General features: G+C 38.7%; 14 protein-coding genes and 2 pseudogenes. 11 read left to right on the top strand and 5 right to left on the bottom strand.

Translation table 11 applies throughout. The features are described 5' to 3' along the window. Positions 1 to 356: 356 nt before the first annotated feature. Both ACUYLD_RS11115 and ACUYLD_RS11110 read right to left on the bottom strand, forming a co-directional pair. The gene (locus ACUYLD_RS11115; RefSeq protein WP_250259512.1) at positions 357 to 851 is read right to left on the bottom strand and encodes a MarR family winged helix-turn-helix transcriptional regulator; all 495 of its coding nucleotides are present in this window, start codon (positions 849 to 851) and stop codon (positions 357 to 359) included. A 149-nt stretch (positions 852 to 1,000) separates the two neighbouring features. After that, complete coding sequence (locus ACUYLD_RS11110) at positions 1,001 to 2,059, bottom strand: alkene reductase (RefSeq protein ID WP_446675033.1); 1,059 nt, start codon at positions 2,057 to 2,059, stop codon at positions 1,001 to 1,003. Positions 2,060 to 2,443: 384 nt separating this feature from the next. Here ACUYLD_RS11110 and ACUYLD_RS11105 point away from each other — a divergent pair, with 384 nt between their 5' ends. The 3 genes and pseudogenes from ACUYLD_RS11105 to ACUYLD_RS11095 all read left to right on the top strand — a co-directional run. Beyond that, entirely contained in the window at positions 2,444 to 4,321 is a 1,878-nt protein-coding gene (locus ACUYLD_RS11105) for a beta-glucoside-specific PTS transporter subunit IIABC (RefSeq protein ID WP_446675032.1), read from the top strand. Positions 4,322 to 4,387: 66 nt separating this feature from the next. Continuing rightward, positions 4,388 to 5,236: an MBL fold metallo-hydrolase gene (locus ACUYLD_RS11100; protein WP_250267372.1), complete on the top strand. Its 849-nt coding sequence runs from the start codon at positions 4,388 to 4,390 to the stop codon at positions 5,234 to 5,236. Between the two features lie 22 nt (positions 5,237 to 5,258). Next, positions 5,259 to 5,381: pseudogene (locus ACUYLD_RS11095) on the top strand (family 1 glycosylhydrolase); the annotation flags it as partial. On the opposite strand, the pseudogene ACUYLD_RS11090 reads toward ACUYLD_RS11095, so the two are convergent. Continuing rightward, positions 5,382 to 6,006, bottom strand: a pseudogene (locus tag ACUYLD_RS11090) (transposase); the annotation flags it as partial. It lies immediately after the preceding pseudogene. Between the two features lie 61 nt (positions 6,007 to 6,067). Between ACUYLD_RS11090 and ACUYLD_RS11085 the strand changes: the two are divergent. Continuing rightward, positions 6,068 to 7,933: a beta-glucoside-specific PTS transporter subunit IIABC gene (locus ACUYLD_RS11085; RefSeq protein WP_254351276.1), complete on the top strand. Its 1,866-nt coding sequence runs from the start codon at positions 6,068 to 6,070 to the stop codon at positions 7,931 to 7,933. Positions 7,934 to 7,969: 36 nt separating this feature from the next. Continuing rightward, positions 7,970 to 9,367 (top strand): glycoside hydrolase family 1 protein, encoded by a 1,398-nt coding sequence (locus ACUYLD_RS11080; protein WP_250259507.1) that lies wholly within the window; start codon positions 7,970 to 7,972, stop codon positions 9,365 to 9,367. 74 nt (positions 9,368 to 9,441) lie between these two features. Here the strand turns inward: ACUYLD_RS11080 and ACUYLD_RS11075 are convergent, their stop codons facing one another. Then, entirely contained in the window at positions 9,442 to 10,350 is a 909-nt protein-coding gene (locus ACUYLD_RS11075; RefSeq protein WP_446675031.1) for a LysR substrate-binding domain-containing protein, read from the bottom strand. A 139-nt stretch (positions 10,351 to 10,489) separates the two neighbouring features. Here ACUYLD_RS11075 and ACUYLD_RS11070 point away from each other — a divergent pair, with 139 nt between their 5' ends. Both ACUYLD_RS11070 and ACUYLD_RS11065 read left to right on the top strand, forming a co-directional pair. Beyond that, a complete protein-coding gene (locus tag ACUYLD_RS11070; protein ID WP_254351274.1) occupies positions 10,490 to 11,401 on the top strand; it encodes a DMT family transporter in 912 nt (303 codons plus the stop codon). Positions 11,402 to 11,612: 211 nt separating this feature from the next. After that, entirely contained in the window at positions 11,613 to 12,083 is a 471-nt protein-coding gene (locus ACUYLD_RS11065) for a hypothetical protein (RefSeq protein ID WP_446675184.1), read from the top strand. A 471-nt stretch (positions 12,084 to 12,554) separates the two neighbouring features. Here the strand turns inward: ACUYLD_RS11065 and ACUYLD_RS11060 are convergent, their stop codons facing one another. After that, complete coding sequence (locus tag ACUYLD_RS11060; protein WP_446675030.1) at positions 12,555 to 13,769, bottom strand: ROK family protein; 1,215 nt, start codon at positions 13,767 to 13,769, stop codon at positions 12,555 to 12,557. A gap of 369 nt (positions 13,770 to 14,138) precedes the next feature. On the opposite strand from ACUYLD_RS11060, the gene ACUYLD_RS11055 reads away from it, so the two are divergent. The 4 genes from ACUYLD_RS11055 (at position 14,139) to ACUYLD_RS11040 (ending at position 18,805) form a co-directional block, all read left to right on the top strand. Continuing rightward, a complete protein-coding gene (locus tag ACUYLD_RS11055; protein WP_446675029.1) occupies positions 14,139 to 14,960 on the top strand; it encodes a purine-nucleoside phosphorylase in 822 nt (273 codons plus the stop codon). A gap of 36 nt (positions 14,961 to 14,996) precedes the next feature. Further along, positions 14,997 to 15,902 (top strand): EamA family transporter, encoded by a 906-nt coding sequence (locus ACUYLD_RS11050; RefSeq protein WP_446675028.1) that lies wholly within the window; start codon positions 14,997 to 14,999, stop codon positions 15,900 to 15,902. A 130-nt stretch (positions 15,903 to 16,032) separates the two neighbouring features. Then, positions 16,033 to 17,223 (top strand): phosphopentomutase, encoded by a 1,191-nt coding sequence (gene deoB / locus ACUYLD_RS11045; protein WP_446675027.1) that lies wholly within the window; start codon positions 16,033 to 16,035, stop codon positions 17,221 to 17,223. Between the two features lie 325 nt (positions 17,224 to 17,548). Then, a complete protein-coding gene (locus ACUYLD_RS11040; RefSeq protein ID WP_446675026.1) occupies positions 17,549 to 18,805 on the top strand; it encodes a nucleoside permease in 1,257 nt (418 codons plus the stop codon). Positions 18,806 to 19,019: the final 214 nt, after the last annotated feature.

The following is a 19,019-nucleotide window of genomic DNA, read 5'->3' as shown; positions in this document are numbered from 1 at the left end:
GGTGTGAGTAACCATTATAGTTGAGACAAATGTAATTAATAAATGGGTTTTTTTTCAATACATGTTTGAGACAGAGTGAGGACCTTGAGATTTATTTTGAATATTTAAACGTTTCGCAACTTCACGTATACTCATATATTCTTCATTGACCAACCGAGCGGCCTCCAATTTTAATTCCAAGGAGTACGCCCGAAGGTTTGTCTTTTTTTAGCCATGAAAAAATCCCCTTTGTTAGGCAAGATTAAGTCCATCTTAACAGATGTCTTTTTTCTCTTGTCTACTAAAAGGGGATAATTTGTTTTAGTTCTGTAAGGAAAATTGATGTTACTTGCCAGTCTTCAGCCGTATATGAAGGCTTATAGGAAACCCTCTAAGTTGGATGAAATTTTATGAGATACCGAGATTAAAAGCTCACGTTCTTGTTCCGAGAGATCTTGTGAAGCAACTTCCTCCATTTTTGTCCAAACGGTAACAGCTTCATCCACGAGTTTTCGGCCAGTTTCAGTCAATGTAACTAGGGTGACGCGTCCGTCCTTGGGCGATCTGGAGCGAGTGACCAGCCCTGATTCTTCTAACCGCCGAACTGATTTGGCAATCGTTGAATGATCTAGTCGCATAGTCCGCCCGAGACTCTGCTGCGATTGTCCGTCTTGCTCTCCTAACTGCATCAACATAATTTCTTGACCTGTAAATAGACCAACTTCACGCAACAAGTGTGCGGCTAAACTACGATGTGATCTCGCCATGGAAAACACTGCAAAGTTAATGGGGAATTGCTGGATGACTTGCATTTCTTTCTCAAAATTAGACGTATTAGATATAGACTGGTTCTCTTCTTCAAAGTTATTCATTACTTTTCACCTTTCCGCTTTTACTTTTTATTAAGCGTAGAGAATAATTCAATACTTGTAAAGTAGCGGAGGTGTGAATGAAAAAATACCCTACTATAGCTTTTATTTCGCTGTAGTAGGGTGCCGAACAAAAAGGTTAGAAGTAACTTTTACTTCATCGTTGGATAATCGGTATAGCCGTGGCTGTCGCCGCCATAAAAAGTTTTAGGGTCGGCTTCATTCAAAGATGCCCCTGATTTCAAACGTTCCACTAAATCAGGATTGGCCAGTGCCAAGGTTCCTACCGACACCATATCCGCCAAGTTATCTTTCAAGTCTCTATCCAGTTCTTCTAAAGGACGTCCTGGTCGATTAACAATAAGTACATGGGGCCAAGCCAAACGTATATTTTTAAGAATCACTTCATCGCCACCATGCAGAATATGAAGATAGGCTAGGTTAAGTTTAGCAAGTTCAGAAATCAAGTATTCATATACTTTAGGACCGTCTGTACCTTCACTAAGATCACCTAAAGGAACCCCAGGAGAGAGTCGGATTGCAGTACGACTTGCTCCAATTTCCTCAGCTACAGCTTTCGCTACCTCGATGGCAAATCTAGCGCGATTTTCAATCGAACCTCCATAAGAGTCGGTGCGTACATTCGCATTTTCAGAAATAAATTGATGTACAAGATAACCGTTTGCTCCATGAATCTCTACACCATCAGCGCCAGCCTCTATCGCCGCTGCTGCAGCTTTGCGGAAGTCCTGAATCGTTTCCTGAATTTCTTCCAGACTTAATTCACGTGGGACAGGAACATCTTGCATTCCTTTTGCAGTATACATTTGTGCCTTTGGAGCTACAACTGAAGGTGCAACGGGTTGACGGTGATGAGGTGTATTCTCTGGATGTGACATCCGACCTGCATGCATTAGCTGAATGAACAAATATCCTCCTGCATTATGAACACGATCTGTAATCTGTTTCCAACCTTTAATGTGCTCATCAGTATAAATACCAGGTGAAGATAAATAACCTTGTCCATCTTCGGATGGCTGGGTTCCTTCACTGATTAGTAGACCCATTGAAGCACGTTGTTCGTAATACTCCGCACTAAGTGTTCCGGGAGTACCATCATAAAGGGCGCGTGATCTAGTCATTGGGGCAAGAGCCAAGCGATGTGACAAGTTCAAATTTCCTACTGTTAATGGTGTCCAAATTGTATTCATATGAAAACCCCTCTCGTTTTTTCGAAAAATATGTTTCCGGCAACGTAAATTTAGCAAATAAATATTTGATTGTCAACACATTTATATTTTTGAACAATCTCTGCCTATACCAACAAGAACTAACTAGCAAAGTAGCAGAGTATTTCAAAGTATAAGGCTCTTCTATTTAAAATGCGTATCATTCATATCTTATATAAGACCTACATTTTTTCATCATTCATACTTGATATATATTACTGCGAATATAAATAGTATTAGACGTAATCGCTTACATTTCGTACAGTGTAAAAGAAGATTCCACCTATAAAAAACGCTTGGTTGCAACAATGTACTTGTTTTATCAAAGTAAGATACATCCAGAGTATCTCTGAAGGGGAGTTTTTAATGAAAAAAAATTACGATGAATTGGCGCTTAATATTGTGGAACATGTTGGCGGCGATGAGAACATTGAAAGCCTATACAATTGCGCCACCAGATTGCGCTTTCAGCTAAAAGATAATAACAAAGCAAAGACAGAAATCCTTGAAAACCTTGATGGTGTGTTAAAAGTGGTACAAAGCGCAGGTCAATATCAAGTAGTTATTGGTAGTGATGTAGCTGAAGTATACAAAGCGATAGTTAACAAGAACGGCCTAGAGACTAATGAGGAAGATAAACAGGAGTCTAAAGGGAAGTTAAGTAATCGTATTTTCGGTATTATTTCTGGAATATTTGCTCCGTACCTCCCTGCCATTGCGGCGTCGGGTATTCTTAAAGGCTTGCTAGCACTTTTTACTTCGGTGGGTTGGTTAACTCCTGAAAGTGGAACATATGCCGTTTTGGCAGCGATCAGTAATGCGCTCTTTTACTTTTTCCCTATTTTTCTTGCCTTTACTGCAGCAAAACAATTTGGAGCCAATCCTTATGTAGCAGCAGTAATCGGTGGTGCGCTACTAGAGCCTAATTTTACTGCTCTCATGTCCAACGATGCGACAGAAACAAGTTTTATAGGAATACCTACGGTTCTTATGAATTATGCTTCTTCGGTTATTCCAGTTATTTTAGCAGTGTGGCTATATTCTTATCTTGAAGGATTCTTGAATCGTATTCTTCATAAAGATATTCGAATGATTTTGACACCGCTTGTAGCCTTGGTTATTACAGTTCCGCTCACCATTATGATATTTGGTCCAATAAGCGGATATCTTACAGATGCATTAGGTGCAGCAATGACGTTTCTCGGGGAGAAGAATGGTATTATTACCGGAATTATTGCCGGGGGACTCCTCAGCTTTCTGCCTCTGTTTGGATTACAATGGGGGATTATTCCTATTCTACTTCTTAATCACTCGACATATGGGTTTGATACGTTCAACCCAATGTGGGTAATGGGGACTTATGCACAAATGGGAGTGGCTCTAGGCATATTTATTAAGGCAAAAGAAAGAACTCAAAAAAGTTTTGCCTTGTCAACGTTTTTCACTGGAATCGTTGCAGGTGTTACAGAACCCATTTTATACGGGATTGTTACGAAGTATAAAAGAACCTTTCTTCCAATCATTATTGGCGGAGCCATCAGTGGAGGATTGATTGGGGCGCTTCAAGTCAAACAATATGCATTTGCGTTCGCAGGAGTCCTTGCATTCCCGACATTTTTTGGAACAACCTTTTGGTGGTATGTATTGGGGGTCCTAGTATCTATCATGATTTCTGCATTAATTGTCATTTTCTTTGGCTTTGAAGACAAAGAAAAAACAAAAAAGACTCCAAATGAACCATCTAATGAAGGCGTGAAAATAAAGGAATATAAAGAAAAAAAAGATACTTCGGAAGATGTATACAGTCCACTTAGTGGTGAGGTCGTAAAGTTGGAAGACATGAATGATGGTGTTTTTTCAAGTAAAGATATGGGAGATGGTATTGCCATTATTCCTTCAGAATACAAAGTATATGCACCTATTCAAGGGCGCATTACTAATTTTCTTTCGTCAAAGCACGCTATAGGGATTACTTCGGACAACGGAGCTGAACTTTTGATTCATGTTGGGATTGACACAGTGAAACTAAAAGGAAAGTATTTCACTGCAAAAGCAAAAGAAGGAGATTATGTCGAGGTAGGGGATCTCTTACTTGAATTTGATGGCGTTAAGATAAAGGAAGAAGGTTTTGAACTATTTACTCCACTTATTGTAACGAACACTTCAAATTATTCAGCTATTCAAATCAGCGTCGATAAAAAGACAATTACCAACGGAGAAAGGCTTCTGACTTTATTGCCTTGATTCAGCATTTCGAATGCAATCGGACTGTTTGAGATTGAGCTAACCACCTGTAGAGGAGGCATTGAAATGGTAATGGATGAATACGAAGTAAAACAAAGATATGAAAATGTATACAGTATAAGTGATTGTCCGGCAATCTACAGTTACTTGGTGGTCGGATCTGAGGCTGCCATGTTGATCGATACCGGATGTGGCGTTGGGAGCATTCGTAAAGTAGTAGAGGGTATTACGGACAAACCTTACATTGTTGTGAATACACATGGTCATAACGATCATGTTGGTGGAGACTATCAATTTGGAGAAGTGTTTATTCATCCTGCAGATTTGCAATTAATGTTGGAGTTATACACGGATTCTTCTTATCAACAAGAATTTTTCAATCTTTTCGGTGATTACGGAATTCAATATTTTGATCCAAAATATAAGGATGATTTTTTGAAAGCCGGGCCTCCTGAAAAGATAAATGAGCTATACGATGGACAAATATTTAATTTAGGGGATATTGAAATTGAGGTCATTCATGTTCCGGGACATACTCCAGGTTCTGTCGCTCTCCTCGATAGGACGAACAGATTGCTCTTCAATGGTGATGTTGTGATGCGAAACTCGTCTTTAATTCATCGAAACGGTATGAATGTGCAGACTTACATCGAAAGCCTTAATAAACTATGGAATCGCAGGGACGAATTTGATTGGACGATTGCCTCACATGGTCATCGGGACCCCAAATTAGGGTTTAGGCCACTGGAGACTTTCTACATCAAAAAATTGCTTGACTGTGCTTCCGCTATTGATATCAATCAGAGTGTTGAAAAAATTGAGGTGGATGGAAAAGGGCTTTTATTTGTAGAACCGGGAAAAGTTCTTGGGGAAATAGATACGGTAGCTATTGGTTACAAACCTGAACAATTATAATTTCTAAAATAGGAGAATTCATATGAACATTCAATCGTTTCCAAAAGATTTTTTATGGGGAGGTGCAATCTCTGCTAATCAAGCAGAAGGGGCTTATCTAGAAGATGGTAAAGGCGTGTCAGTCAGTGATGTTCTAACAGGTGGACTATAAAACGTTAATCGTCAGCGCAGAAGCCAACAATACAATGGCGTTCAGATATTGGTGAGTGGTCACCTTCTGAATGCCCCAGATGTGCAAGGAGTCTGCGGACAAATAGGTTTTCATCCGAGAGTTGCACCGTTCTACGCTCGTTCCTTCGTTGTAAAGTTCCTTCCAGCGCTTCGTGTCTCGATGTTGACTGGAATAGCGGAGAAAGCCGCTTTTCGTATCGAATTTGACGACCATTCCATAGTTGGAGGATGAACAAGCAGCCATACCGAGCGTGCACAAGCATAAAGAACTTCACTTTTGTATCCACAGCCACCCGTTCCATAAGAGTAGGAGCCATATCGCCGTCATTGACATGAGCCGGTGTAACCGAGAGCGCCATGGGTAGCTCGCTTGCGGTATCGACGGCAAGATGAAGCTTGTAACCAAACCACTTGACTTTGTTGCCAAAAGAGTCAAACTTCGCACCCCAGTTGGCATTTCCGGTCAACTCGCTTTTCCGTTTCGGCTGCTTCTTCTCATAGGCATGAATCGCTGCACTGTCGACCGCCACATGACTTCCGTCGATGATTCCTTCCTTCTTGCATTGTGCGACAAGATCCTCAAACAGGCGCTCTGCCAGTCCTTCTTCATACGGAATTTATCAGGTTTTTATTTTTAATATAAGAAAAGGAGCGCAAGAAATGAATACAACAGAATTAGCAGCATTTATCATTGAAAGTGTTGGTCAAGAAGAAAATGTAAATGAAGTTACTCATTGTGCTACCCGCTTAAGATTTATTTTAAAAGACCGATCCAAAGCAAATAAAGAAGCACTGAAAAACAGCGATGATGTGTTAGCCGTTGTAGAAAGCGGAGGACAGTTTCAGGTGGTTATTGGCGGGCGAGTGGCTGAAGTATACCTTGAAATCGTGAAACAGACGAACTTATCACAAGCGGCAGCTACATCAGCGGATAAAAGCCAAGAAAAGGTTGGGATAATACCCAAAGTCTTTGATGTTATCTCCGGAACATTCTCCCCGCTGATTCCATTATTAGCGGGTGGCGGGTTACTTAAAGCTTTATTAACATTATGTGTTACATTTGGCTGGATGGTCAAGGAAAGTGGTATTTATATCTCACTTTCCGCAGCTGGTAATGCTATATTCTATTTCTTGCCGGTTTTTGCAGGATTCACGCTTGCTAATAAATTAAATGCAAATGGATATATTGGTGCTGTAATTGGCGCTGCCCTTCTTGAGCCGAACTATACAAACCTTTTAGTCAAAGGAGCTGCAGCAGTTGATATTTTTGGCATTCCAATTATTCCTGTCAGCTATGCAAATTCTATATTCCCTATTTTTATTGCAGTCATTGCTTTCTCATTTTTAGAAAAGTTATTAAAGAAAATTATACTGAAAGATTTGCAATTTTTTTTAGTTCCATTAGTTTCATTAGCAGTTATGGTACCTTTAAGCTTTCTAGCATTTGGTCCATTTGGAACTTATGTGGGTGCAGGTATTGCCAATGGAATACAAGTTTTATTAAGTTTCAGTCCCCTATTAACAGGTGCTGTTCTTGGTAGTGGGTATATGTTCTTGGTAATATTTGGACTCCACTGGGGGATTGTACCGATTACATTGCAAAATTTACAAAATGGAGGCGATCCGCTCGGACCAATGAAAGCAGGATCTACATTTGCTCAAATGGGTGTTGCAGCAGGGGTCTTTCTAAAAACAAAAGACAAAAAATTGAAGGCAATTGCCGGTCCTGCAGCAATCACAGGTATGATGGCTGGTGTTACCGAACCAATTCTATATGGTGTCGTTTTGAAATATAGAAGAACAATTCCTTATGTTGTAATTGCGGGTGCCGTTGGCGGTGCTTTAGGTGCATCTTTAGGTGTTGAATTGAAATCGTATTCATTCTATAGCGTGTTAAGTATACCGGCATTTGCACCCATTGGCTTGCATGTACTGAGCGTTTCAATCAGTTTCTTTATTGCACTTGCCCTTACTTATTTCTTTGGGTATGAAAGTAAAGGTGCTGTAAATAAAAATCAAAAAACAGGAAATGCTGCTGATCTGAAAAATGCGAACAACGATGATTCGGAAGAAATAATTTACTCGCCTGTTCAAGGTAAAAGACTTTCTTTAACGAATGTCAATGATGAAGTTTTTTCTTCTGGTGCCATGGGAAAAGGGGTTGCCATTGAACCGGTAGAAGGGGTGATCACTTCTCCAGTGAATGGTGTTGTTACAACAGTTTTTCGGACAGGACATGCTATTAGCGTTACATCTGCGAGTGGTGCTGAAATATTAATTCATATAGGTTTAAACACAGTGAAACTTAAAGGGAAATACTTCAATACGATTGTAAAAGTAGGTGATTCTGTCCAAATCGGGGATAAATTAGTTGAATTTAACATCGAGAAAATTAGAGAAGCAGGTTTTGAATTAACAACACCGATTATTATTACCAATACAGATCGGTATCTCGATGTTATTCCGCATACTCTCGATAATACTCAAGAAGTATTAACGTTAATTAAAGCTAAATTTGTTAGTTGAGTTTATAAAATATCATGAATTGAGAGGAGAATACACATGAAGAATCTAACATTTCCAGATAATTTTTTATGGGGAGGAGCTATTTCTGCCAACCAAGCGGAAGGGGCTTATTTAGAAGATGGGAAAGGCGTCGCTGTCAGTGATGTACTGACAGGCGGATTGTACGGTTCAAAATTATCGGAACCTGTTGGTAAATTGCCTTCTCACGAAGCGATTGATTTTTATCATCGCTATAAGGAGGATATCGCGCTTTTTGCAGAAATGGGTTTTAAATGTTTCCGTACCTCCATTGCTTGGTCACGTATTTTCCCGAATGGGGATGAAGAAACCCCAAATGAAAAAGGATTGCAGTTTTATGATCAATTATTTGACGAGTTAATAAAGAACGGAATTGAACCCGTTGTAACTATTTCACACTATGAGTTACCACTGGGTCTTGCGGATAAATATAATGGGTGGGCAAACAGAAGGTTGATTTCACTTTTTGAAAAGTATTCTAAAGTATTATTTGAACGCTACAAAGGCAAAGTGAAATATTGGATGACATTTAACGAAATTAATAGCATATTGGTTCATTCTTTTACTAGCGGAGGAATTAGAGATAAAGAAGATACCAATGCGATCTATCAAGCAGCTCATAATCAATTTGTAGCCAGTGCATTAGCAGTAAAAGCCTGTCATGAAATCATTCCAGACGGCAAAATCGGCTGTATGATTTTCTACAGCCCAACATACCCATTTACTTGTGCGCCAGATGATGTAATGACATCCGTGACAAAGGAAAGGGAGTACTATTTGTTCTCCGATGTCCAGGTTCGCGGTGAATATCCTGCATTTACTAAGCGCTTATTTAAAGAAAAAAATATTCATATCGAAGTAACCAAAGATGATCTAGATATTTTAAAGAATTATGTTGTAGATTACGTTGGATTCAGTTATTACATGAGTCGTACGGTTTCGGCACAACCGGAAGGGAAAAAGGAAGTCGGCGGAAACATGGCCAAAGGCATTAAAAATGAGTTTCTAGAGATTTCTGACTGGGGTTGGGAAATCGATCCTGTAGGTTTGAGAATTGCAGTTAACCGTTTGTATGACAGGTATCAACTTCCACTGTTTGTTGTTGAAAATGGACTGGGAGCTGTAGATATCTTGGAAAACGATACGGTTGAAGATGATTATAGAATCAATTATTTGAAACAGCATCTCATACAATTAGCCGAAGCGATTAAAGATGGCGCTGAAGTCATTGGATATACCAGCTGGGGGCCAATTGATATCATTAGTGCCAGTACCGGTGAAATGAAAAAGCGATATGGCTACATTTACGTGGACAAGGATAATGAAGGGAATGGTAGCCTGAAACGTTATAAAAAGAAAAGTTTTTATTGGTACAAGGAAGTGATCCGTAGCAACGGACTTAGTCTCTTCGAATAATCGCAGAAACCCGTGGAAGCACGATATTTCTTGTGCCTTCCACGGGTTTCTGCTTTTAGAACATTCTATTAATCTTATGGATTGAACAAAGGAACGATGGATTCATTTACGAGTTCAATGAATGTTTGTATGACAGGGGATTGATTTTTACTATCCCAGACCAGAGCTGTAACAGTATGAAACTCATTGTCTTTGATTTCTCGATAGATCACTTCATTTTGCAATAATAGGTGCATGGATGCTGGTACTAAGGCTACACCGATCCCCGTAGAAACCAACGAAATGACCGTGGACATTTCTTCAGTTTCTTGTACAATCCTTGGACTAAATCCTGCTTGGTAGCAAGAATTAATTACTCCGTCGTAGTGGCCTTGGTTAGCCCGTCTTCCTGTAACAATAAATTCTTCATTTTCTAAATCAATGAGTTGAATTGGAGATGCAGTTTTTGAATTTACAACTAATGGATGTTCTCTCGGTAAGGCGATTATCAAAGGCTCTTGTCTTATGATTTGAAGATTTATTTCTTCGCTTTCAATAGGTTCACTAATGATCCCTACGTGAATGGTTCCATCTTTTAATGCATTAATTTGTTCGGACGATGTCAATTGTTTCAAAACCACATGAATAGCGGGGTATTGAGCTCTATAATGCTTAATGATTGCTGGAAGAATATCATAGGCTGTAGAAGCGATAAAACCAATTACGATTTCACCAATCTCCCCACTTTTCATTAATCTAACAGTATGGATTGCTTCTTCTAAATGATCAAAAAGGTGATAAACCTTTTCTAAAAAAACTTTGCCTTCTTCAGTTAAATCAACATTTCTTTTTGTACGATGAAAAAGTTGTACTCCGATTTCCTCTTCCAATTGGCGAATCTGTAGACTTAAAGGTGGTTGTGCCATATTCAAACGGTTAGCAGCTTTACCAAAATGTAATTCTTCAGCAACTGTTTTGAAATATTTTAAATGTCGTAATTCCATCTGTTTTCTCCTTTTAGTAATACTTATTATGTATTATTGCCACGTTATATATATATTAGACGTTTTATTTTTGGTTTTGTAAAGTTAAATGTGAGAAGGGTGTAAAATTAATATCCAAATTTTAAAGGAGACGAGTACCTTGAAAAAGCTAACTAAAAATCAAACAATAATTTATCTTATTGTTCTGGTTATTATGTGGGGAGCCAATTGGCCATTAACTAAATTAGCACTAGCATACGCGCCACCAATCTTGTTTGCAGGGATGAGAACACTGATAGGTGGGGCCATTTTAGTTATTTTTGCTCTACCTAAATACAAGTCATTGCGATTCAAAGAAAACTGGTATATTTATGTAATTTCATCTTTGTTTAATATTATTTTATATTATGGTCTTCAGACGGTTGGTTTAAATTATATGCCTGCTGGATTATTTTCAGCTATTGTATTTCTTCAACCTGTCCTTTTAGGATTATTTTCATGGATTTGGTTGGGTGAGGCGATGTATGGCCTAAAGATTATAGGTTTAATCTTAGGTTCTATTGGTGTGTTTACATTGAGTGCAACTGGTTTTAACGGCAACGAATCATCAGTCGCAGGTGTAATTTTAGCGCTAGGGACCGCTCTTTTCTGGAGTTTTGGGGTTGTGTATATGAAAAAAACAAATGAAAGAGTAGATGCAACTTGGGCAATAGCACTCCAACTACTCATTGGTGGGGTGATTTTAACGGGGACAGGATCAGTATCTGAGAATTGGACGGATGTTGTATGGAATGCACCTTTCATTTCCTATTTACTTATTATAGCGATATTTGTGATTGCAATTGGTTGGTTAATTTATTTCACACTTGTTGGTTCTGGAGAAGTAAGTAAGGTAGGTTCTTATACATTCTTAATACCAGTTGTCTCTATAGTGACAAGTACGCTATTTTTACATGAAAATATAACTATAAATATATTAGTGGGACTACTGTTAATTGTAATAAGTATATTGTTAGTTAATTATAAACCAAAAATCAACTCAGAAAAGTCGAACGTAAGACGAGCATCATAATAGTAAATTTAGATGTTTCCATTAAACCTGTACCCTTTCGGAATGTTGACCCACCTAATGAGTTTGGTGTCTATCAAGCCAGTGTTGAAATTCAACAAATATATAGGGAAAACAAGCACGGGAATGGAAATAGAGTTTATTTTAAGAAATGATAAGATAATCTCAGCATACCCAATATACCCAATATACTGAATTGGAAGGTACTTCAATGATGATAAAATATAAATATAAATTGAAAAGTATGGATGAATTTAATGTGGTTGTATTGGATTTTGACGAGGAAAAATCACTAGAGTTCGCCAGTATGATAAGTGATCCCTTAGGATCTGATATACCTTGGAGATTTAAAGATTTGAAAAAGGATATTGAGAATTATGTTGATTTATTAAGGGGAAATATACCCGAATATAGACATGGAGGAAATGCATCCAGCGTTATATCTTATAATGACTATACAATAATTGAAGATCCATTTTATGATGAGGAAGAAGATGAAATTGAACCGATCTGTAAATTAGAGACAGTTGAATTTGTGAAAATTATATTACTATGGGCTTACAAAACTTATAAATATAAAAGCGAGAGGGGAGTAATTGCTCTAGAGGAGGCAGAAATGGTTATGAATTGGATTGAACAAAAAATGTTAGAAGTTAAGAGTATAGAAAATGAATCTATAAAATAGCTTGTGTAAAGCCATTTACAACCTCAATAATAAGATCGTACAATACAACCAACAGCCACAATGCGAGTTAGCCGCCCGTGTTGTGGTCTTTTATATCCTCTATATGTATGGCGGGTACATGAAATAGATCACCCCCCCAGTGCCGAATGAATCCATCATTCATCCAATAACACATATAACCCATGTAATACCCGTATAGAGATTTCTCCAGTTCGGTTGTACGCACATCAAATGCTTTAATTTTATAACCTAAATATTACTGTTCCGTTACGTTGAATAGGCCGATTATGATGCTGCTGAAGGATAAAGGCTACGATGTCGTGCGTAAATAGCAGTTACTTAAAAAGATGAGTCGATTGGCTCGTCTTTTTTGTTATGAGTGATTCAAGTTCTCATCTCAGGCGCTGATCAGAACTTGAATCGATGACTAAATGCAGATTAAGTAATGTAACACTTATGTTTTTTTCTTCTTTAAACAGGTACCTCTTCAGTGAAATAATCCAACACCATACAACCAGCTCCTTGAGCCACAATATTGTAAGCTTCAGTGGACTTAATGATTTGAACATGACTATCGGGATAAAATTTTAATCGATCCTGTGCTGTTTTAGCTGCTACTTCAAAAAAAAGCGGTTTGGGTACTAGAGTTCCTCCGAAAATCACGATCTCAGGACGTAACAGAAAAATCAGATTACTGAGACCGATACCAAAATAATAAGCCGCATCCTCAACGACTTCTAAACAGAGCGCATCGTTTTGCTCTAAAGCATATAAAATATGGTGTAAATTGATCTCTTCGAAATCGTTAACTTCAGTCGTAAGAATTGAAGGCTTACCACGTTTCATGAGCCGAATTATTTCGTCACGAATAGCGGGCAAACTACTGTATGCTTGAAGACACCCATATGAGCCACATGAACAACGTCGACCATGGATATCAATGATGATGTGCCCAAAGGTATCATCCATATCTCTTCTTCTGCTAACCAATCTGCCTTGAGAAATAGTACCGCATCTAATTCCAATATCACTGGATACAAAGACTAAATTATCGGTTTCTTTCCAAAAGTTAAGGCGATATTCAGCTAACGCAGCCAAGTTGGTCCCATTCTCCAGAAATACAGGAGTGTTGGTTTTATGTTTTAAATAATCAATAATATTGATGTCCCAACCCCCTGCAGGAAAAAGTTGGGGGTGTGAAATGACTCCCATTGCTGGATCAAACGAATCGAGAACCCCAATTCCGATGCCCAACAATTTCCCCCTAGGAACGTTATTTTCAGCCAGTAAATCCTCAACGCACTTTGCTACATAATTTAATGTGTACACTCCAGTACATTCAGTGGTCATCTTTAATTTTTTGACGCCTATGATACTTAGCTTCAAATCAAGCAGCAAGACAGTTGTGTATAAACTTGTAATCTCAACCCCAATCAAGTTGTAAGCATCCGGTTTGATGACATACGCTAAAGGTTTACGTCCACCACTTGATTTTCCAATACCACTATCATAGATAAGATCTTCTTCAACAAGTTCGTCAAGTAAACGTCCACATGTTACATGTTTAAAACCAGTATGTTCAGCTAACGTGTTAATGGTTACAGGACCTAATTTTCGAACTAAGCTATATAACAGTTTTAAGTTTTTTGCTTTGGGTGATGATAACTCTTCAAATTTATTTAACATATAACTTCCCCTTGATCTTTAATACAAGATGTTATTTTCAAACATAAATAAGTGATTACGATTATTATCGGGCTTTTTTAATGATATATCTACTCTGTTTAATTAAACTTGTACAATTTTGGATGTTTTAGATAAAAAGCTTTGAGCTAATGAAGAAAGCATGGATTAACTTTTTGTAATTCGCATAAAAAGAACGGAGTATAATGGCGAATAATTTAACCTTTGATCAATCTTTTTTTATAAATGATAAAAAGTTATTTACAAAAGGTGGCTAAGCTATTAAACTGATCAATGAAAGCTGTTGGAGCAGCAATTTGAAGTGATTTGTCACACATAGCTTACAGCAAATTATTTTAGGAGGAGTTAAATATGCATAAAATGCAAGATATTTTGGAAACCAGAGACTTTATCATGAGCAAAACTTCGTATCGTCCAACGATTGGAATGATTTTGGGGTCTGGATTGGGAACACTGGCTGATGAAATTGAAAACCCTTTCACAATGCCTTATAGCGAAATTCCTCACTTTGCAAAATCTGAAGCGGTGGGTCATGCCAACGAATTGGTCATTGGCGAATTAAAGGGGAAAACTGTAGTCGCTATGAAAGGACGTTTTCATTACTATGAAGGATTTTCTTTGGATGAAGTGACTTTTCCGGTGCGTTTGATGAAGGCCCTGGGTGTAGAAAACCTGCTTATCACCAATGCTTGTGGCGCCGTTAATGAGGACTTTAAACCGGGTGAATTAATGTTGATTACGGATCACCTCAATTTAGTAGGCACAAACCCATTGATTGGGCCTAATAATAATGAACTGGGTACTCGTTTTCCTGATCTTTCCCAAGTGTACAATGCTGAATTGCGACAAATTGCTACGGAAGTTGCAAAAGTGCAAAATACAACTTTACGCGAAGGCGTATACTCCTGGTGGAGTGGTCCGGCTTATGAAACACCGGCTGAAATTCGCATGATTCGTACATTAGGCGCAGATGCCGTTGGTATGTCAACCGTACCGGAAGCGATTGTGGCTGTCCACGCTAATATGAAGGTTCTTGGAATCTCCTGTTTAACCAACATGGCTTGTGGAATTCTAGATCAACCTCTAAGCCACGATGAGGTGATTGAGGTAGCTGCTTTGGTAAGAGAGAAATTTATTTCATTAGTTAAAGGAATCATAGAGAAAGTGCAATAATTTTTTATAACTATAGGTTTAGAAAAAGGTGGGGTTATGAAAGGATACATTTATGTCTTGTTAGGGGCCGTTAGTTATGGCGTGCTATCCACGTTTGTGAAGTTGGCCTATAAAGACGGGTTTATCGTTAATGATGTTGTTGGAATACAACTCTTCATAGGGGCGCTGCTGTTATGGGGGGGAGTACTTCTTAACAAAAGTATGAAAAGTAAGACACAAAAAAAGTCTGTGAAGCCAAATAAAAAAGAAATTCTATTGTTAACGGTTGTTGGATCTACAACAGGACTTACAGGAATGTTTTACTATCTCTCACTTCAATACATTTCGGCTTCATTAGCCATTGTACTCATGTTTCAATTTACATGGATCGGCGTGTTGCTTGAGGCAGTCATTAATCGAAAAATTCCGGAAAAAGGGAAGTTGCTCTCTATAATTCCTTTACTTGTTGGGACCATTAGCGCAACCAATATTTATTCGACAGGTCTATCTGCCGTTCATTGGCTTGGGTTTCTATTTGGACTTTTGGCAGCATTATCATATTCGATTTTTATTCTCCTCAGTGGAAAGGTCGCGGTTCAAACCAATCCGATACTAAAGACAGCATTTATGATAACCGGAGGTTTCATCGTTTGTTCGCTCATTTTGCCACCTACGTTTTTTACCAACGGCAAGCTGCTGATAGAATTGGCTCTGAAATTTGGCTTTGCCTTAGCTTTCTTCGGCCCGTTTCTTTCAACACTGCTGTTCTCTAAAGGTGTTCCATTAGTGGGATCTGGGGCAGCGTCGATATTGGGCGCCATGGAACTTCCTACAGCCGTGTTAATGTCAGTCATCTTCTTGAAAGAGCATATTGGCGTTTCACATTATGTAGGGATAATTCTAATATTAATAGGAATATCATTGCCTGGATTGCTAAGAAAAAAGGAAATTCAAACCATTTAAAATGTATTATGCAGGCACTATTTCGGGCAACTTCACTTGATAGTGAAGCTGTCCTCTTTTATGTGTGTTGTTTTCTCAGATTTCTAAGAACTTTGGATAAAAATGTACGTTTAAAAGGAGACGCTGGTTCATGAAAAATTTATTTAAACGAATTCATTTAATTGTTCTTGACTCCGTCGGTATTGGAGAAGCACCGGATGCTGCAGCTTTTGGAGACGAAGGCGCTGATACGTTGGGGCATATCGCAGAAAAAATGAATGGACTGTATATGCCTAACATGGCTGCACTTGGATTGTCCAACATTAAAGAAATTCAAGGAATACCGAAAGCTAATCGCCCAGCGGCTTTTTGGACCAAAATGCAGGAAGCCTCTAACGGGAAGGATACAATGACAGGGCATTGGGAGATCATGGGGTTACGTATAGACGTCCCCTTTCAAGTGTTCCCGAATGGTTTCCCTGCCGCTTTAGTTGAAGAACTTGAAATAAAATCAGGGAGAAAAATCATCGGAAATAAACCTGCCAGCGGCACTGAAATATTAGATGAGCTTGGGGAGGAGCATATGAAAACGGGGGCTTTGATCGTTTACACATCAGCAGACTCCGTTCTGCAAATTGCTGCTCACGAAGGGATTGTACCGCTGGATGAGTTATACCGTGTCTGTGAAATGGCACGCGAAATGACCAAAAACAGTGATTATATGGTTGGCCGAGTCATAGCGAGGCCGTTTGTAGGGGAGCCGGGACAGTTTAAACGAACGGCTAACCGGCATGACTATGCACTGAAACCTTGTTCCCGGACGGTCATGAATGAATTAAAGGATTCAGATCTGGATGTGATCGCTGTGGGGAAAATTTCAGATATTTATGATGGGGAAGGCGTTACAGAAGCGATTCGAACGGTATCCAACATGGATGGAATGGACAAGTTTATTCAAGTTGCACAGAAGGATTTTGCGGGCTTGTCCTTTTTAAACCTAGTTGACTTCGATGCCCTTTTCGGTCACCGCCGAGATCCGCAAGGGTATGGCAATGCACTAGAGGAATTTGATGCTCGGTTGCCAGAACTACTAGAAAAGCTTACTGAGAAGGATTTGCTTATATTGACTGCGGACCACGGAAATGACCCGGTTCATCACGGAACCGATCATACACGTGAATATGTGCCGCTACTCATCTACTCCAAAGCGTTTCTGGAAGGTCGAGAGCTGCCTCTTCGCAAAACGTTTGCAGACATTGGAGCATCCGTTGCTGACAACTTTGGGGTCAAATTTCCAGACCATGGTACCAGTTTTATGCATGAGTTAATGATAAAAAGATAAACGCTAATCCAGCAGCACTTGGATTAAACAAAATAAATCAAATAACTTCCGCCCCTAGGAAGGCCATTTAGTTTGGAAAAAAACAAACTTTTATTATTTTATGGAAAAAGTATAAACAAAATATGTCTAAAATTGCTGTTTGAATATAAATATTATATTTCTTTTTATAAAATATATATTTAGTCCTTTACTTTAATTACTTTGCCTATTAAACTATGAATAACAAAATGTAAGCATTTCCAAATGTGTCCGATAGAAGAATTGACGGAAGAGTAGTAACTAACACAACAACTTGAATATTCAAGCTCAAAAGGGGACATGAAAAATGGCAATGAAAACACGGCTTAGAATAATGAACTTCTTTCAGTTTTTCATTTGGGGATCATGGCTTGTTACGCTAGGCTCGTATATGATCAATACATTGCATTTTACGGGCGCACAAGTTGGAATTGTTTATAGCTCAAAAGGATTAGCCGCGATTATCATGCCTAGTCTTGCAGGCATTATTGCGGATCGATGGATTAAAGCCAATAGATTATATGGAATATTCCATACTCTTGGCGCGATTTGTTTATTTATTGCTGCACAAGTTTCAGATCCGACGATCATGTTCTGGGTGATATTTTTTAACGCATTGGTGTATATGCCTACCACAGCTTTGACGAATGTTATTTCTTACGTTGCTCTGGAGAAAGCAGGACTCGATACAGTCAAGGATTTCCCACCGGTTCGCGTGTTTGGAACCATCGGGTTCATTGTTGCCATGTGGGTGGTTAGTCTCAGCGGATTTGAGTTAAGTAACATTCAATTGTATATTGCTGCAAGCGCTTCAATACTGCTGGCCCTTTATTCACTCACCCTTCCAGATTGTCCAACATCCAATGAAAAAAAGGAAAAATCGTGGATCAGTCTTTTGGGATTAGATGCCTTTGTGCTGTTTAAACAAAAGAGAATGTTCATCTTTTTTCTGTTCTCTACGCTACTGGGTGTTGCGTTGCAATTAACGAATACGTTCGGAAATCCATTTCTGCATGACTTTGCACTGAACCCTGAATTCAAAGATAGTCTTGTCGTGAAATATCCATCCATTCTGCTATCCGTGTCTCAGATGTCTGAAGTATTTTTTATCCTTGCCATTCCGTTTTTCCTGCGTAACTTTGGAATCAAGAAAGTCATGCTCATTAGTATGGCTGCATGGACATTGCGTTTTGCTTTCTTCGCTTATGGTAACCCATCTGGTATAGGATTTACTTTACTGCTGTTATCCATGATTGTGTATGGCTGCGCATTTGATTTCTTTAATATTTCTGGGGCCATTTTTGTAGAAAAAGAAGTAGATCCCCGCATTCGTGCGAGTGCACAAGGCCTATTTTTTACAATGGTTAATGGAATAGGTGCGTATGTAGGTGCTATCACAAGTGGAAGAGTCGTGGATTATTTCACTGTAGATGGTGTGAAGGATTGGCAAAGTATCTGGTTAATTTTTGGAGCATACACACTCGTACTTGCAATTGTTTTTGCCGTAGGCTTCAAATATAAACATGATCGAAATGCTATGAAAGATATATCTACAGGCCATTGAAATCAATAACATAAAAAGGTCACTAAATATGGAATTACCTCTGGCAAGTTAACAGCCTTAAAAAGGAAGACCTAAGCAACCTTAGTTCGGTTACCCGACTAAGATTGCTTAGGTTTTTTCTCAAAAAACGCTCATGGTACGGCTTCTTATAACAGAAAAGGTGGGGCTATACGCTGATAGCGGGTATGAGGATTTGCAATATACATTTGATTGT

It is taken from the genome of Paenibacillus sp. SER-28 (assembly GCF_052906305.1).
Note: the sequence above shows the minus strand (reverse complement) of the source record. Positions and strands in the feature narration are given on the sequence as shown.

Bases quoted from the DNA above. Each gene is read 5' to 3' on its own strand.
- ACUYLD_RS11050 (WP_446675028.1), top strand. From the start codon at position 14,997: ATGAAAGGATACATTTATGTCTTGTTAGGGGCCGTTAGTTATGGCGTG.
- ACUYLD_RS11055 (WP_446675029.1), top strand. From the start codon at position 14,139: ATGCATAAAATGCAAGATATTTTGGAAACCAGAGACTTTATCATGAGC.
- ACUYLD_RS11065 (WP_446675184.1), top strand. From the start codon at position 11,613: ATGATAAAATATAAATATAAATTGAAAAGTATGGATGAATTTAATGTG.
- ACUYLD_RS11105 (WP_446675032.1), top strand. From the start codon at position 2,444: ATGAAAAAAAATTACGATGAATTGGCGCTTAATATTGTGGAACATGTT.
- ACUYLD_RS11115 (WP_250259512.1), bottom strand. From the start codon at position 851: ATGAATAACTTTGAAGAAGAGAACCAGTCTATATCTAATACGTCTAAT.
- ACUYLD_RS11085 (WP_254351276.1), top strand. From the start codon at position 6,068: ATGAATACAACAGAATTAGCAGCATTTATCATTGAAAGTGTTGGTCAA.
- ACUYLD_RS11080 (WP_250259507.1), top strand. From the start codon at position 7,970: ATGAAGAATCTAACATTTCCAGATAATTTTTTATGGGGAGGAGCTATT.
- ACUYLD_RS11100 (WP_250267372.1), top strand. From the start codon at position 4,388: ATGGTAATGGATGAATACGAAGTAAAACAAAGATATGAAAATGTATAC.
- ACUYLD_RS11075 (WP_446675031.1), bottom strand. From the start codon at position 10,350: ATGGAATTACGACATTTAAAATATTTCAAAACAGTTGCTGAAGAATTA.
- deoB (WP_446675027.1), top strand. From the start codon at position 16,033: ATGAAAAATTTATTTAAACGAATTCATTTAATTGTTCTTGACTCCGTC.
- ACUYLD_RS11040 (WP_446675026.1), top strand. From the start codon at position 17,549: ATGGCAATGAAAACACGGCTTAGAATAATGAACTTCTTTCAGTTTTTC.
- ACUYLD_RS11060 (WP_446675030.1), bottom strand. From the start codon at position 13,769: ATGTTAAATAAATTTGAAGAGTTATCATCACCCAAAGCAAAAAACTTA.
- ACUYLD_RS11110 (WP_446675033.1), bottom strand. From the start codon at position 2,059: ATGAATACAATTTGGACACCATTAACAGTAGGAAATTTGAACTTGTCA.